Origin of the sequence: Rhodococcus sp. IEGM 1351 (assembly GCF_030056875.1) — a bacterium.
Classification (GTDB): domain Bacteria; phylum Actinomycetota; class Actinomycetes; order Mycobacteriales; family Mycobacteriaceae; genus Rhodococcus_F; species Rhodococcus_F opacus.
In genome coordinates, this window is the sequence record NZ_JASHKU010000009.1 from 144,226 (window position 1) to 160,500 (window position 16,275).

The window sequence follows — 16,275 nt, forward strand, 5'->3', positions numbered from 1 at the left end:
TGATGGAGGGAATTCGTGCGGTGAATACACCCTGTTCGGACGGGGGGGTCACGCGCACACGAGTGCTAGCGGCCGGCGCGTCTTCCCAGGATCCGTCGTTGCGATGCCTCCGCCGCGCTCACGAGAGCGGACGGATCACACCCGAGCACGACTCCGCCGCGCTTGACGAATCGCCCGCCGATGAGCACCGACTCGACATTGCCTTCATGAGCGGCGAGGACCACGGACGCCACCGGATCGAGTACGGGCACCAGGTTCAGGTCGGTTGCACGCACCAGGATGATGTCGGCCTGCTTGCCGGGAGTGAGCGAGCCGATGCGATCGCCCTGCCCGACCGCTCTCGCCCCCTCGATGGTGGCGAATGCCAGCACATCGTGCAGGAACAGCTGCGCCCGATCGGCGGTGACGGAGCTGTGCCCACCGCCCATCCACGAACGGTGGTAGCCGAAGAGCATTCGCATCTGCGTGAACATGTCTCCGCTGCATTTGGTTTCGGTATCCCCGCTGAGGCTCGGTCGTACACCGGCGGCGAGCATGCGGTCGAGGGGGATGTCGCCGATGCCTTGTGAGTTGAGCTCGCAGTGCACGCCGATCGACACGGTGGCACCGGCGTCGGCGATCATCGCGAGTTCGGCGTCGGAGGAGCGGCAGCAGTGCACGAACGTCAGGTCGTCGGCGAGAAGGCCCGCGTTGTCGTACTGCGCCACGGCGTGGACCGGTTCGTTGTGCGCGTACGCACCGGCATGCACCGACGTGCGGATGCCCAGGTCGCGCGCGAGGGCGAGGTCGGCCTGCCATACCCCGGGCGCTGCCATCTCGGGGCCTCTGGCCGCCATCGCCAACGTCACGAGTCCGCCGGGGTCGGCGAAGTGCTCCTTCTGCAGCCGTTCGATGTCGGCCGGGTGGGTGAGCGTGCTGTTCTCGGTCCACCGGCCGTCGCCCTGCAGGGGCCATCCGTGGCCGAAGACGGCACGGATACCCGACTCGCGCAGACCGGCGACGGCAGCGTCGGAATGCTCGGGCGAGTTCTGGATGTGGGACCAGTCGAAGAGGGTGGTCGTGCCTGCACTCAGCGCCGAGACCGCGCCGAGGAGGTTACCGACCCTGACGTCCTCGGGCTCGTACGCCGCCCCGATTCCCCTGAGCATTTCGTCGAAGTACTGGAGGGGATCGAGTTCGGCGTACCCGTGCCGCATGACGCTCTGCCAGGTGTGACGGTGAGTGTCGACGAAGCCGGGAAGCGCGATCATGCCGTCGACGTCGACGACCTCGACGCCCGGTTCGACGTCGATCCTCGCGTCGATTCCGGCGATCAGATCGTCGCTGATCAGGATGTCGGCTCGGTCGACGTTTCCGATGGCCGGATCGACGCTGACGACCGTTGCTCCGCGGAGGAGTGTGCGGCGTGGGCGGGCATGACTCGGGTCCATGAGTGTCCTGTTCGGAGAGAGGCAGATTGACTGTCCTCAGTCTCATTTTCCCGCGGTTATTTGGGAACGCCGGGTTGCCTATAGTTTGTATCCATGAGCTCGATACAGCGGATCTCCGGTCATCGCGCCAAGCTGGACCTCAACCTCATCGTGTCTTTGGACGCGCTCCTGCGCGAGCGGAGTGTGAGCCGCGCGGCGATCGAGGTCGGCCTGAGCCAGCCGGCAATGAGTGCGGCGCTCGCACGGCTTCGGAGGTACTTCGGGGATCCCCTACTGGCGCGGGTCGGCAACTCGTATCAACTCACGCCGCTCGCCCGCAGCCTGGTCGAGCGCACGACGGTGGCGATCTCCGCAGTCGATCGAGTGCTCGACGCCGAGCCGGGCATCGAGATCGAACGGTCCAGCCGCGAGTTCACCCTGATCATGTCCGACTACATGCTCGCCGCCGTCGGCGACACCATCACCCGCGATCTGCTGGCGCAGGCTCCGCACCTGCGCATCAACTTCGTCCAGTTGCGACCGGAGATCGTCGACCGCGCATCGGACAGTCTCCGTACCGCCGATGCCCTGGTCGTACCCCGTGGCTTCGTCAGCGACCTGCCCTCGGTCGACCTCTTCTCCGACCGGTGGGTCTGCGTGGTGGCCGAGGACAACGAGCACGTCGGGGACGCAATACGGCTGGACCAGCTCACCGAATACCCGTGGGCTGTGTTTCAGACGCATCCCCACGCCGCGACGACACCGCTGCATCAGGTCAGGGCTCAGGGAGTCGAACCGTACGTGCAGGTTGTCGGCGAGAACTACCTGGCTCTGCCGTATTTCGTCGCCCACACCGATCGTATCGCCCTTCTGCCGGAGCGATTGGCGGCCCGGATGAGCGGCGGAATGGGAATTCGGTCGGTCGACTTCCCGTTGAATCTCGCCCCACTGAACCATGCGCTGTGGTGGCACCCGATGTACAACGCGGATCCCGAACACCGCTGGCTCAGAGCGCAACTCGTGAAGTCACTCGAGTGAGTGCCGGACCCTCCCGGCATGTCATTCGACGGCGAGGCACCGCTTGATCGCCAGCTGTGCGTCCTCGCGTGCGGGGGCGTCGGCGCTGGCCCAGGCGATGTATCCGTCCGGCCTGACCAGCAGGCTCTTGACGTCGCCCAGCCCGGCGGGTGCCAGCACGATGTGTCCGGTGTGTGTGCGAACCGGCGCGCCCTGCAGATCGAGGTCCGCGTAGGTGCCCGCCCCGGTGGCGTCGACGAGGACGACAGCGGAATCGCGCAGCATTTCACCCATCCTCATCGGACCGGTCGCGGTGACGAGATCCAGGTCGGGACAGCGGTATCCGACCATCAGGTGTTGGTGCGACTCAGCAGAGTAGGGGAACGACAATCCGTTGAGTTCGAGTCCGATTCGGCGATTGACCTCCGGAATGGGCAACAGATCGCGTTCGAACATCCGCTTGAACGCCACGCCCTCCGGTGTGAAGTCGAACTGGACCGAACACTGCGCCGCGACACTGCGCAACAGTGCTTCCGCCACCGGGCGGCGTTCGGCCTCGTACGTTGTAAGGAGCGCCGGTCCTGCGTGTTCATTGATGACCGCGGCAAGCTTCCACCCGAGGTTGAACGCATCCTGGATGCAGAAGTTCATCCCGACGCCGCTGGCGGGATAGTGGATGCGCGCCGATTCGCCGACGAGGAACACTCGACCCTGCTGGAATTTCGTTGCGATTCTGAGCGAATCGGTGAAACGGGACGCCCACACCAGATCGTCGAACGGCAGGTCCTTCTCCAGAACATCGGTGAGGCATCGGCGAACCTCGTCGGCCGTGACCGGCTCCGACGCAGGAGCGTGCCTGCGCTCGGCGTGCACGATGTTGAACCGGGTGATGGACTCGTTCTCACCGAACGGAAACGAGGTGACCCAGCCCTTGTCGTTGTCGATCATCCGCCGTGCTTCGGGCCAGGGCCGATCCATCCTCAGGTCTGCCACGATTCCGGTGAATGTCGGCCCGTGGCCCTCGAAACCGAGACCGAGCTGCGACCGCACGATACTCCGCCCGCCGTCCGCGCCGACCAGATAATCGGCTGACAGCCTCACGGGTCCGCCCTCGGCCGCCGCGGTCACGGTCACGGCGGTCGACTGCTGGACGACGGATTCGACAGTCACCCCGTGCCTGACCACGACACCGAGACGGAGCGCTTCCTCGAGCAATAGTTCCTCGGTGTGGTTCTGGGGCAGAACCAGCCGAAACCCGAACCTCGATTCGAGGTGACGCCATTCCACGTGTTGCATTCCCGCCCAGATATGCACGGGAATCAGCGGATTGGACCGAATGGTCGCGGCGCGGTCGATGAACTTCTGCGCCAGGCCCCGAGAATCGAGAAGCTCGAGAACCCTCGGCAGAACGGTTCCGGCCCGCGACTGCACCGGCTGCGTTCGACGTTCGAGGACGACAACTTCGACTCCGGCCCGGGCCAGTTCGGTCGCGACCGTCAGACCCGACGGTCCGCCGCCGACGACTATTACTCGAGCGGTCATTTCGAATCACTCTCCTTGTTGTACGGCATTGTGGGGAAGCGGGGGTGTGTGGCAGGGCCCGCCGAGGTGTTCGTGCAGGAACGCGGCGACGTCGGCGATCGTGGCGTCCGTGTCGAACGCGGAGTCCTCGTGGTTGGCGCCCTCGAGAAGGCGCAGGCGCACCGTCTCCCCGCGGCGTCGAAGTTCCTGTGCCATCCGCAGGCTCTGCTGCACCGACGTGACCGAGTCGCGTGTTCCGTGGAGCAGGAAGACCGGCACGTGGATGTCGTGCGCCCTCGCGAACGGGCTGATGGCGGCGAGGTCACGATCGCTCATCGCCGATTCGTCGACGCCCAGTAATCGGGCCCTCAGGTAGCGAGATGACGGCGGTGCGGGGACACCTGACGGCCAGTCCTGCTCGAGGATCTCCCGAGGTATCGGCGAGCCGGTGTCCGGGCGGTCGAGGTCGCCGCGGGAGGTGAGGTCGTAACATCCGAAGTAGCCGACAGCGGCCTGCACGGGTGGACCCGGCACGTCGTGCGGTGCCCGCCGAATCGCCGGAGCGGCGGTGGCCAGAAGCGCGAGGTGGGCACCTGCCGATGCGCCCCAGAGCGCGACACGATTCGCGTCGATACCGAAGGCTTGTCCGGGACCGTTCAGCCACTCGATCGCGGTCACGATGTCGAGGATCTGGGCGGGGAAGGGAGCCACAGTGGAGGGGCGGTAGTCGATGCTCGCGACAGCAAATCCGTGCCGCGCGAGCCGCTCCGCCCGTGCGGCATGACTCTTGCGAGATCCGATCATCCAACCACCGCCGTGCAGGTAGAGGACGACGGCGGGGGCGGCAACGCCGATCGGCAGAGACAGATCGAGCCGGAGGATGTGCCCGTCGGGACGCCCGAACTCGATGTCGGGACAGGATTGGATCTCGTATCGGGCGGACTGCCCGACCGGGGTTGTCACGTTGCCGTCACCTCTTCGTCTGGTCGCGGGATCCACTCATCGGGGTGGCCCGTGGCTCAAGGGTGGCGGATCAGGCAGTATTCGGGAATCGGCTGTTCTGTATGGGGGAGATCCATCGGACGAATAGCGTCAGTTCGGGGTGTGATTCGGGGTCGGCGGAGAACTACGGGGCCCCCGGCGCGGGGATACTCTGTCTCATCATCGCCCCTCACAGGCCTACTCTTCTTGAAAGATGGTAATTCCATGGCAGATTCACGGATCAAAACCCTGAGACCGGCCGAGTTGGACGTCGAGCAGAAGGCGTTGTACGACAGCATCGTGACGGGTCCGCGCGCACAGGGGCCCCAGCTGTTCGCGCTTCAGGATGACGAGGGCAGGCTCAACGGCCCCTTCGGGTTGATGTTGCACGTGCCCGGACTCGGTTCTGCGCTGCAGGAACTCGGGAGTGCGGTGCGCTATCGGACGGCGATGACCGCCCGGATCAGAGAAATCGCGATACTCACGGTCGCTGCCGCAACGGAGAGCGAATTCGAACGCTATGCCCACGAACGGGTCGGACACGCCGTCGGGTTGAGCGCCGAAGAGACGACGGCACTTCGGAGCGGCGAGTTCCGTTCCGAAGACACCACCGAACAGGCTGCGTACGACGTGTGCCGTCGTCTGCTCGCGGGCGCCGACACCCTCGGAGACGAGGACTTTCGTCGTTTCGAAGCCGGCCTCGGTCACTCGGCATTGCTCGAACTCGTGGTCCTGGTCGGCTATTACCGGACCCTGTCTCAGATGATGAATGTGTTCGGCGTCGGCGCACCGGCGGGTCTCGAAGACGAGTAGAACACCGCAGCATCTGTTTCAGCGCCGGCGGGGACGGCGCAGCCGGAGCCGGCTGTAGGTGACGACCGCGAGCACGCAACTGATGAGCACCAGCATGGCGATGTTGAGCAGCCACCACGATGCGGTGTGCTGCCAGAGCGTGTCGGGTTCGGTGCCCGTGGCGTTCGTGCGCAGGTCCACTGTCGAGGCGGCGGCCGCGAACCCCCAGCGGGACGGGAAGAGCCACGACACCTGTTCGAGCACGGCGCGTCCGGTGATCGTGATCAATCCTCCGCACATCACCAACTGCACCATGATCGTGACCACCAGCATCGGCATCACCTGCTCGTTCGAGCGTGCCACCGACGACAACGCCAATCCGACGAGGACGCAGGAGCAGGTGGTGACGGCGATGTCCACGATCAATTCGACGGAACCGGAGGGGATCACGCTGCCCCGGCCCGGAAAGCCCTTGCCCACGAACACGATCATCACCATGATCACCGACTGCACGATCGCGGCGGCGCAGAAGACGACGATCTTCGCCGTCAGGTAGGCGGACGGCAGAAGCCCGGCGGCGCGTTCGCGGTGATAGATCATGCGCTCACCGACCAGATCGCGGATGGTCAGTGAGCAACCCATGAAGGCGGCGCCGAGGATCAGCACGACCAGGATCTGGGTGAGTTCACCGGATTCGTCGAGGCCCGACGGACCGAATCCGGTGTCGCCGGGCACGAGCACGGCCAGGCCGCCGAGCACGAACGGGAGAAGGGACAGGAAGATCAGGTACCCCCGGTCGGCGCGGATCAGCCGCGCCTGCCGGCGGACGACGGTGCTCAGCTGCTTGCGCCGCGACGTGTGCGCGGGACTGCCGAGAGGTCCGGGCGGGCTCGGTGGTGGCACCTCTACGGCGGGGCGGGTGGCGCGGTACTCGGCGAACACCCCGTCGGGGTCGGCCGCGACGCGGGCGAAGATGTCGGCCCAATCGGTGCTGCCCAGCGCGGCCCCGACCTTGTCCGGTGGGCCCACGTAGGCGGTCTTGCCGCCCGGTGCGAGGAGCAGGACCTGATCGCACATCTCGAGGTACGACAGCGAATGTGTGACGATGACGACGACGCGGCCCGAATCGGCGAGGCGGCGCAACGTCGCCATGATTTGCCGGTCGAGCGCAGGGTCGAGGCCCGACGTCGGTTCGTCGAGGATGAGCAGGGACGGGCCGGTGAGCAACTCCATCGCGACGGACGCGCGTTTGCGCTGTCCGCCGGACAGCCGATCGACCCTTGTGTCGGCGTGTTCGGACAGCTGCAGCTCGTCGAGCACGGTCTCTATCACCTCCTCGCGGTCGGTCCGGCTGGTGTCCGGCGGCAGCCTCAGCTCCGCGGCGTAGCCGAGCGCCTGCCGGATCGTCAACTGCCGGTGCACGACGTCGTCCTGGGGAACCATTCCGATGCGGGAGCGCAGCACCTGGTATTCGGCGTGCACGCTGCGGCCCTCGAACTCGACCACACCTTCCGTGGGGCGTTCCGAACCGGAGATGATGGTGGCCACCGTGGTCTTTCCCGCGCCGGAGGGGCCGATCACCGCGGTGAGACTGCCGGGCTGGGCAGTGAACGTGACGTCCTCGAGCAGCCGACGCCCGCCTTCGATGGTGAGTCCGACGCCGTCCACCCGCAGTCCGCCTGCGGTCGGAGCCACCGCCTGCCGTGGAACGAGCCTGCCTTCCTGCACGCTGAAATCGGTGTTGCCGATCGTGACGACGTCGCCGTCGGTCAGCTGCGCGCGCGACACCCGGATGCCTCCGACGAACGTTCCGTTGACGCTCCCCAGGTCGTCGATCTCGAGGCCGGACGTCACGTTGTGGACGATGGCGTGATGGCGTGAGGCCAGCACGTCCCGGACGACGATGTCGTTGTCGGGCGACCGTCCCACCGTGAGGGATCCTTTCGGGACCGCCTCGTGCGGGGTCGGGGGCGGAGCGCTCGGGGCGCCTACGCCGATCGTCGATTCGTCCCATCGAGCGCCCACGTCCTGTCGCGTGGCGTCCGGGTCCTCGACCGAGATCCGCACGACCGGCCCCTCGGCCGCGTCACCCAGGCGGACGACGACGGGGTTCGTGACGGAGACCTTTTCTCGACGCGCACCGTCGACGTAGATTCCGTTCTTGCTGCCGGAGTCGACCAGCTGCCATCCCTCGTCCCAGGTGAGCCGTGCATGCTCGCGCGACACCACCGGATCGACGATCGTGATCTCCAGCTGCGGATCCCGGCCGATGCGGACGGCCTTGCCCGCGCCGTAGCTCGTCCGGCCGTGTTCGGTCTCGACCACGACCCGCGGGTGCGCTGTGTTCGCCCGGTCGTCCATCGCCACGGCCTCCGGTCAGCGTCATCGGGCGTAGAGCGTCGACTCCATCCATGGTCGCATGCACGGCCCGGGATTCGTCGGCATAACGGTCACTCTCGGTATTCCCGCGACCAGGAAGTGAGGAACACTGAGCCGGGTGAGTACGTCCTTGGCGAATCCCGGTGTCGGACTGGCTGTGCTGTGCACCGTGATGGTCGTGTGCGCGGCGGTGGTCTACCGCGTCACTAACCTCGGCAGCCCACTCGTCGTGCCGGCCGCGGCGATTCGCGGCGCTGCCCAGCTCGCCGCGGTGTCCCTCATCCTGGCCGCGGCTCTCGCGCATCTGTGGTCCTCGATCCTCGTGTTGGCCGTGATGTTCGCGGCGGCGGTGGGAACGTCCGCTCGGCGCGCGAGAGCCGGGCGGTCGGCCGCGTGGCTGGCGCTGTCCCTCGCTGCGGGTGTGGGTATCGTCGTGCCGTTGATGCTGGTCAGCCGGGTGGTTCCGCTCGAAGGTGTCGCAATCGTTCCCGTCGGCGGAATCGTGCTCGGCGGTGCGATGACGGCCACCTCCCTCGCCGCGCGACGCGCGCTCGATGCGGTCGAACAACGGTGGGGTGAGGTCGAGGCGGGGCTCAGTCTCGGACTCGGCGTCCGCGATGCCCGCATGGAAGTGGTCCGGTCCGCGGCCTCGGACGCGTTGCTCCCGGGACTCGATCAGACCCGGACCGTCGGGCTGGTCACCTTGCCGGGGGCGTTCGTCGGGGTGCTTCTCGCGAGCGGTTCCGCCGTCCAGGCCGGGGCGGTCCAGATCCTCGTCCTCGTAGGACTGCTGCTCGCGCAGACGTGTGCGGTGGCCGTCACGATCGAACTGGTGGCCCGGGAAGCCGTTCACCGGCCGAGACTCCACACCGCGCGAGAGTGAAGGATCGGGGTCTGGCCCGAACACCGGTCAAGTGCATCGTCGGTCCCGCATACTGGTCGGTGGTCGGTCCCTGCTGACGAGGCGGTGTCTTGTGGTGCATCCCGAGGTATTGGTGGTCGGAGCTGGTCCGGTCGGTCTGACGGCGGCGATCGAACTGCGCAGGCGAGGTGTCGCCTGCCGCATCATCGATCCCCTGCTCGAGCCACCGCAGTACGCGAAGGCGGTGGGAATCCAACCGCGCACCCTCGAGGTTTTCGAGAGCATGGGCCTGTTGCGGCACATCCTGGACGCGGCGATCCAGATGCGCGGGCAGATCGTGTACGTCAACGGCGACGAGGTCGCCCGTCTGGAGTTGTCGTTACCGGGCGACGTCCCGTTCGGATTCATCGGTCTGCCCCAGTACGAGACCGAACGCATCCTCACCGAATACCTGGCCACGTTCGGAACCACGATCGAACGAGGTACGAAACTGACGGCGTTCGAGCAGGACGACGACGGCGTCGTCGCCACGGTCACCGGCGCGGACGGCGACGACACCGTTCGAACCCAGTATCTTCTCGGCTGCGACGGCGCCCACAGCGTCGTCCGCAAGGGCCTCGGCCTCACCTTCGAAGGCGGTGCGTTCGTCGAGCAGTACATGCTCGGCGACGTCGAGGTCGACTGGTCCATGCCACGTGGCTACGGAATCCGGTCGATGCATCAGACGGACGGCGAGACCGACGATCTGCTCGTGTGCATTCCGCTACCCGGGCGCCGGCGCTACCGGATGTCGATGCTGGTGCCCAGCGACCTCGCCGGCACCGGCACCCTGGCGGCCGACAAGATCGCGCACGGCTTCGAAGCGGGACCGAAACCGGAGCTGAGCCACATCCAGGCCGTGCTCGACCGCCTGTCGCCCGAACCGACGCGGGCGTCGAACCTCCGCTGGTCCTCCGTCTTCCGGATCAGCCACCGCATCGTCGACTCGTACGGGCGCGGAAGGGTGTTCGTCGCGGGCGACGCCGCCCACATTCATCCGCCGACCGGCGCGCAGGGCATGAACACCGGCATCCAGGACGCCCACAACCTGGCGTGGAAGGTCGCGCTGGCCGTGTCCGGTGCCGCGGCCTCCGATCTGCTGGACAGTTACGACGCAGAACGGCGGCCCGTCGGCGAGGAGGTGGTGGGACGCACCGTGCGGAGCGCCCGGGAGGGAATTGGGGCGGGGTCGTCGGATCCCGACTACGTGATCCGACGCGAAGCTCAACTCCTCATCAGCTACGCGGACAGTCCGATCGTCGCCCAGCCGGAGTCGAATGCGGCGCTCACGCCCGGCAGCCGCGCACCGGACGCCCGTGGGCTGACCCGTGCCGCGGTCGCGTTTCCCCTCCGGCTGTTCACTCTCCTCGCAGGACGGAACCACACGTTGCTGCTGTACGCCGACGAATCGGTCGACGCGCGCGGGCTGGAACTGCTCGAGGCCGCGGCGACGTCCGTGGAGGCGGCGACCCAGGGACTCGTCGACACGTACCTCGTCGCGTCGCCTTCCGCCGATGTCGGGGAAACGGTGCTTCCCCTCGTCCGGGACCGCGACGGCGAGTTCGCGCACGCGTACGGCGCGGAGGGTTCCGCCGCGTTCGTCGTCCGTCCGGACGGCTATCTGGGATTCCGGCAGAGTCCGGTCGCGGTCGACGGTCTCACGGAGTACCTGAAGTCGACTTTCCGCTGAGCTCGGCGGCGGGCGGGAGCCCACGCCGGATGTCGCCCGGCGCCGGCTTGCCGAGCGGCGATCCGGCCCGGGTGGCCGAATCCAGCAGCCACGGCACGCTCGTGACCATCACCCCGGACGTGAACAGCAACCTCCCCTTGAGGCGCAGCGCACTCTGGTTGTGCAGCAGGTGTTCCCACCAGTGGCCCACCACGTACTCGGGGATGAAGATGGTGACCACGCCGTCCGGGATCCGCTTCCGGACGGATTTCACGTACCCCACGATGGGGGTGGTGACTTCACGGTAGGGCGATTCGAGGACTTTCAGCGGCACCGGAACCTCGTACTTCTCCCAGTCCCGCTGCAGTTCTCCGGTGTTGGCGCTGAGCACGGTGACCGCCTCGAGCGTCGTCGGATGGGTGGCGCGGGCGTAGGCCAGGGCCCGCGCGGTGGGTTTGTTGAGCACCGACACCAGCACGATGGTGTGCACCTGGGAGGGCAGGGTGAAGCTGTCCTCGTCGACGACGAGAAGCGCCGCGATCCGGTCGTAGTGCCGCCGCACCCCGCGCATCAGGAAGAACAGGATCGGCATGGCGATGACTACGAGATAGGCACCCTGGGTGAACTTCGTGATCGTGACGATGATCAGAACGGTGCCGGTGAGGACGGCGCCGGTGCCGTTGAGGGCCCGCCGGCCGTGGATGCGACGACGTTCGCGGGCGTCGGATTCGGTTGCCAGCACACTGTTCCAGTGCCGGACCATGCCCGCCTGGCTGAGAGTGAAGGACGTGAACACGCCGAGGATGTACAGCTGGATGAGGTGGGTGACGGACGCGTCGAACAGGACGATCAATCCACCCGCCGTGACGGCGAGAAGCACGATGCCGTTGCTGAACGCCAGCCGGTCGCCGCGAGTGTTCAGCTGGACGGGGAGGTAGCGGTCGCGGCCGAGCACCGAGGCGAGCAGCGGGAAACCGTTGTAGGCGGTGTTCGCGGCGAGGACGAGGATCAGCACGGTCGTGGCCTGGACATAGAAGAAGCCGATGTTGGTGGTGCCGCCGAACACGGCCGCCGCGATCTGGGCGATGACGGTGCGCTGCGGATCGGTCTCGCAGTTTCCGGCGAACCCGATCAGATCGCAAGGGTTCACCGCGACGTGCACCTTGGTGACGATGGCCAGCGCCGTGATTCCCGCGAACATCACGATGGCCGTCGCCGCCATCGCCATGAGTGTCTTTGCGGCGTTGGCGCTCTTGGGTTTACGGAACGCAGGCACCCCGTTGGAGATCGCCTCGACACCCGTCAGCGCGGTACATCCGGACGAGAACGCGCGCAGCGCGAAGAACACGAGGGCCAGACCGGTCAGCCCGGACAGTTCCGGTTCGATGGTGTACCCGGCACTTTCGGCGACGGGTGTCGAGCCGGCCGCGACGCGGACGAATCCCGTCACGATCAGGATCATCACCCCGGCGATGAACCCGTACGTCGGGAAGGCGAACGTCGTCCCGGATTCGCGGATCCCGCGCAGGTTCATCACAGTCAGCAGCACGACGAACGCCACGGCCAGCGCCACCCGGTGCGTGTTCAGCGCGGGCACGGCGGAGATGAGATTGTCGACGCCGGCCGACACCGACACCGCCACCGTCATGACGTAGTCGATGAGCAGTGCCGATGCCACCGTCAGCCCCGCGGACGGACCGAGGTTCTTGGTGGCCACCTCGTACGAGCCGCCCCCACTGGGATAGGCGTACACCACCTGGCGGTAGGACAGGGCGACCACGGCGAGAAGTACGACGACCCCGATCGCCAGATACGGCGTCAGGTAGAAGTACGCGAGACCGCCCAGGGACAGGATCAGCAGGATCTCCTGCGTCGCGTACGCCACGGACGACAGAGGGTCGGAGGCGAAGATCGGCAGCGCCAGTCGCTTGGTCAGTAACTGCTCGCCGAGGTCGTCGCTGCGCAGCGGGCGTCCCAGAGCCAGCCGCCGGACCGCTCGAACGAGAGCCACCACCAGTTCAGCGTAGAACCAGGCGCTTCGCGCCCGTGCGCCTTTCCGGTTGTTCCCGCTACCGAAAAGGCGCACGGGTGCGGAGCGCATGGCGGAATGGACGCTGCCGGCTGGTTCATGCTGGGTGCACCGTGGGATTGCTCCGGCCGGGATGTCGGCGACGCCGCGACCGTGATCGACCGCACCGACCGGGACGAACGGACGGGCGTGATCGCACTGTCCGAGACGGTGCGGGCCGCTCACGCGTTGGCGGACGATCTGGCGGTCGCGATGACGGACCTGCCGGGCCGGCGACCGCTGGTGGTCGGCGGCGGAGCTTGCGGTGCTCACCGGAGTCGGCGCCGAGGCATTGATCACGCTGGCCGGGACGCCCCCGATGGTGGGGGCGAGCGACACCGTTCTGATCGGTCATCGCACCGAGGGCCTGGACGCGGCGTCCGCCGCCGGACTGGTCCGGTTGCCATCCGACTTGCGCCGCATCGACGCGCCGGCCGTCGTGCGTGACGCCGTCGCCGCAGGTCGGCAGGCTGCCGCATGGCTGGCCGGCAGAGGCACCGGGGTCTGGTTGCACCTCGACCTGATGTGCTGGACCCCGAGTCGCTCAATGCGGTGACGTACCCCCAGCCGGGAGGCCTCGACTGGGATCAACTCGCCGACGTGGTCGCGCCACTGGCGCGGTCGCCTCGACTCGTGGGAGTCAGCGTCGCCGACTTCCGCCCCGATCCCGATCCCACCGGCGACCAGGCGACCCGAGTGCTCGACCTTCTCGGACGCACCCTGCCGTGAGCGGGAAGATCCGGGTTCCTGTCGTCGTTGGACTGGGTCGGCACCGCCACAGACTTTCGTGATCGAGCTCACATCCATCCCACTTGGGAATTGATCGCAGGGTTGGCACGTTAGTTGAGTGAGTAACGCTCAACTTATAGGAGGCTGAGGAATGCCAGCATTCTTCGGGCCGGAGGGCCCAGGTCGCATCGATATCAGTCGGCTCATGAGTCGCTCCACCCAGGAGCTCATGGCTGCTGCTGCCCGTTTCGCCGCAGGTCGTGGCGATGCGGAACTCGATGCACTCCACGTTCTGCGCGTCATGACAGAACACGAACCCGTCACTTCTCTGATGCGCCGCGCAGGCGCCGACACGTCGGCCGTAGCCGATGCCGTCGAACTGCGTCTGCCTCAGAGCCGTGACACGTCAGGCTTTGCAACACCCGCACTGAGCGGCGCGCTGAAGACGGCGCTGCTCGAGGCGCACCAACTCGCGCGCGCCCTCGGGTCCACCTACATCGATCCCGAGCACCTCTTCCTGGCGCTCGCCGCGGATCAGGACCACGCCGCCGGACGCCTGCTCGCGTCCGAGGGAATCACCCCGGAGCGCCTGCAGACCGCCGTGCAGGGTGGATCGGTGGAGGAGGAGTCCTCGAACTCGGGGACCCCCACACTCGACAAGTACGGCTTCGACCTCACCGAACGCGCACGCGGCGGCGGAGTCGACCCGGTGATCGGGCGCGCCGACGAGATCGAGCAGACAATCGAAATCCTGTCGCGCCGCACCAAGAACAACCCCGTGCTGGTCGGTGAGGCCGGCGTCGGCAAGACGGCGGTCGTCGAGGGCCTGGCCCAGCGCATCGTCGACGGCGACGTCCCCGACCGCCTGACGGGCAAGCGCATCGTCCAGCTCGACCTGTCGAGCATGGTGTCGGGCACCCGGTACCGCGGCGACTTCGAGGAACGCCTTAACAAGGTGATCGACGAGATCTCGGCCCACTCGGACGAGCTGATCGTCTTCATCGACGAGGTCCACTCCATCGCCGGTGCCGGTGGCGGCGCCGACGGCGCGATGGATGCGGGCAACATCCTCAAGCCGAAGCTCGCCCGCGGCGAGCTGCACATCGTCGGTGCGACGACGCTCGACGAGTACCGCAAGCACATCGAGAAGGACCCGGCGCTCGAACGCCGTTTCCAGCCGGTGACGGTGGCGGAGCCGAGTGTCGACGATGCGGTGGCGATCCTGTCCGGTCTGCGTGACCGGTACGAGGAGCATCACGGCGTCCGCTACACGGACGAGGCGATCACGGCGGCCGTCGAGCTGTCGGCCCGCTACATCGGTGACCGCTTCCTGCCGGACAAGGCGATCGACCTGATCGATCAGGCCGGAGCCCGGTTGCGGCTGCGGATGCCGAGCGTCGATGTCGAGGCTCTGCGGGCGAAGCTCGCGGAACTCGAGCAGGCCAAGGAACAGGCCGTCGCCGACGAGCAGTACGAGATGGCTTCGCGACTGCGGGACGAGACGATGGAGGTCCAGGCCCGGATCGAGGGGAAGGCGGTCGGCACGAACGACGTGACGCCCGAGGTGACTGCCGAGCAGATCGCCGAGGTCGTGTCGCGGGCCACCGGAATCCCGGCCAGCCAGATGACCGAGGAGGAGAAGGAACGCCTCCGCCGGCTCGAGGACGAACTGCATCGTCGTGTCATCGGCCAGGACGACGCCGTGCGGGCCATCGCCCGGGCGGTGCGCCGCAGCCGCACCGGCATGAACGATCCGGATCGCCCCGTGGGTAGCTTCCTGTTCCTCGGACCGACCGGTGTCGGCAAGACCGAACTGGCGAAGGCGCTGGCCGCCACGCTGTTCGGTGACGAGAACAAGATGCTTCGACTCGACATGAGCGAGTTCGGTGAACGTCACACGGTCAGCCGGCTCGTCGGTGCCCCTCCCGGCTACGTCGGATACGGGGAGGCGGGACAGCTCACCGAGCAGGTCCGCCGGAACCCGTACTCGGTGATCCTGCTCGACGAGATCGAGAAGGCACACCCCGACGTGTTCAACACGCTGCTGCAGGTGCTCGACGACGGTCGGCTCACGGACGGTCAGGGCCGGACGGTGGATTTCAAGAACACCGTTCTGATCATGACCAGCAACCTGGGATCCGACATCATCTCCAGCAAGTCGGGTGCGCTGGGCTTCAGCACCGGTGACGCCGAGGCTTCGGAGAAGCCGCTGCGGGATCGGGTGATGGGCCGGCTGCGCGAGTCGATGCGTCCGGAGTTCCTGAACCGGATCGACGAGATCGTGATCTTCCGCAAGCTCGACACCGAGCAGCTGCACCGGATCACCGACCTGCTGCTGGACGACAGCCGGAAGCGGCTGCAGTCCAAGGGCATCGAGATCTCGTTCAGCGAGGACGCGGTTGACTGGATTGCCGAGCACGGACACCAGCCCGAGTTCGGGGCGCGACCGTTGCGCCGGTCGATCCAACGGGCTGTCGACGACCGGATCGCCGATCTGCTGCTCGACGACGTCCTCGTCGAGGGTGGCAGCATCGCGGTCGGAGTGTCCGACGACGAGTTGGACCTCGTAGTCGGCTGATCCCCGACGTGAGTGGCAGAGTGTGCTTCGGCACGCTCTGCCACTCACGTGTGTGGGTAGCCCCTTGCCCGCCCTCGCCGTCTCGGATCAGCACCCGGTGATGAGCTGTGCGTCGTGCACTGTCACCTGTGCGGTGTGCAGGGCTGCAGTGTGATCCGGGTGTGTGCCCGGAGCGTTTGCCCTCCACGCCGGAGAAGAGCCGAATTACCGTCGACTCGCGGTGTGTGCTCG

Annotated in this window: 12 protein-coding genes; 7 read left to right on the plus strand and 5 right to left on the minus strand. The window is 67.0% G+C overall.

The window, feature by feature from the left end; translation table 11 throughout:
* Nucleotides 1-65 precede the first annotated feature (65 nt).
* The gene (locus tag QM806_RS17835; protein WP_054247331.1) at nt 66-1,430 is read right to left on the minus strand and encodes an amidohydrolase family protein; all 1,365 of its coding nucleotides are present in this window, start codon (nt 1,428-1,430) and stop codon (nt 66-68) included.
* A 93-nt stretch (nt 1,431-1,523) separates the two neighbouring features.
* Here QM806_RS17835 and QM806_RS17840 point away from each other — a divergent pair, with 93 nt between their 5' ends.
* Nucleotides 1,524-2,447, plus strand: coding sequence for a LysR family transcriptional regulator (locus QM806_RS17840; protein WP_005572706.1), 924 nt, complete (start codon nt 1,524-1,526; stop codon nt 2,445-2,447).
* 21 nt (nt 2,448-2,468) lie between these two features.
* On the opposite strand, the gene QM806_RS17845 is transcribed toward QM806_RS17840, so the two are convergent.
* Together QM806_RS17845 and QM806_RS17850 are read right to left on the minus strand one after the other, a co-directional pair.
* Nucleotides 2,469-3,968 carry an FAD-dependent oxidoreductase gene (locus tag QM806_RS17845; RefSeq protein WP_242323371.1) on the minus strand — a complete coding sequence of 500 codons (1,500 nt, stop codon included), beginning with the start codon at nt 3,966-3,968 and terminating at the stop codon, nt 2,469-2,471.
* 6 nt (nt 3,969-3,974) lie between these two features.
* Nucleotides 3,975-4,910 (minus strand): alpha/beta hydrolase, encoded by a 936-nt coding sequence (locus QM806_RS17850; RefSeq protein WP_065489330.1) that lies wholly within the window; start codon nt 4,908-4,910, stop codon nt 3,975-3,977.
* Nucleotides 4,911-5,153: 243 nt separating this feature from the next.
* Here QM806_RS17850 and QM806_RS17855 point away from each other — a divergent pair, with 243 nt between their 5' ends.
* Complete coding sequence (locus QM806_RS17855) at nt 5,154-5,741, plus strand: carboxymuconolactone decarboxylase family protein (RefSeq protein ID WP_054247328.1); 588 nt, start codon at nt 5,154-5,156, stop codon at nt 5,739-5,741.
* Nucleotides 5,742-5,759: 18 nt separating this feature from the next.
* On the opposite strand, the gene QM806_RS17860 is transcribed toward QM806_RS17855, so the two are convergent.
* Complete coding sequence (locus QM806_RS17860; RefSeq protein WP_054247327.1) at nt 5,760-8,081, minus strand: ATP-binding cassette domain-containing protein; 2,322 nt, start codon at nt 8,079-8,081, stop codon at nt 5,760-5,762.
* Between the two features lie 136 nt (nt 8,082-8,217).
* Between QM806_RS17860 and QM806_RS17865 the strand changes: the two genes are divergently transcribed.
* Nucleotides 8,218-8,982 (plus strand): ABC transporter permease, encoded by a 765-nt coding sequence (locus tag QM806_RS17865; protein ID WP_054247326.1) that lies wholly within the window; start codon nt 8,218-8,220, stop codon nt 8,980-8,982.
* 91 nt (nt 8,983-9,073) lie between these two features.
* Nucleotides 9,074-10,690 carry an FAD-dependent monooxygenase gene (locus tag QM806_RS17870; RefSeq protein WP_242323367.1) on the plus strand — a complete coding sequence of 539 codons (1,617 nt, stop codon included), beginning with the start codon at nt 9,074-9,076 and terminating at the stop codon, nt 10,688-10,690.
* Here QM806_RS17870 and QM806_RS17875 read toward each other — a convergent pair.
* Complete coding sequence (locus tag QM806_RS17875; protein WP_043792744.1) at nt 10,659-12,683, minus strand: APC family permease; 2,025 nt, start codon at nt 12,681-12,683, stop codon at nt 10,659-10,661. The two genes, QM806_RS17870 and QM806_RS17875, sit on opposite strands and share 32 nt — an antisense overlap.
* 319 nt (nt 12,684-13,002) lie before the next feature.
* Between QM806_RS17875 and QM806_RS17880 the strand changes: the two genes are divergently transcribed.
* The 3 genes from QM806_RS17880 (at nt 13,003) to QM806_RS17890 (ending at nt 16,044) form a co-directional block, all read left to right on the plus strand.
* Nucleotides 13,003-13,293, plus strand: coding sequence for an arginase family protein (locus QM806_RS17880; RefSeq protein ID WP_283292251.1), 291 nt, complete (start codon nt 13,003-13,005; stop codon nt 13,291-13,293).
* Nucleotides 13,290-13,466 (plus strand): hypothetical protein, encoded by a 177-nt coding sequence (locus tag QM806_RS17885; RefSeq protein WP_242323361.1) that lies wholly within the window; start codon nt 13,290-13,292, stop codon nt 13,464-13,466. The genes QM806_RS17880 and QM806_RS17885 overlap by 4 nt, the downstream gene beginning before the upstream one ends.
* A 151-nt stretch (nt 13,467-13,617) precedes the next feature.
* Nucleotides 13,618-16,044 carry an ATP-dependent Clp protease ATP-binding subunit gene (locus QM806_RS17890; protein ID WP_283292255.1) on the plus strand — a complete coding sequence of 809 codons (2,427 nt, stop codon included), beginning with the start codon at nt 13,618-13,620 and terminating at the stop codon, nt 16,042-16,044.
* Nucleotides 16,045-16,275 lie beyond the last annotated feature (231 nt).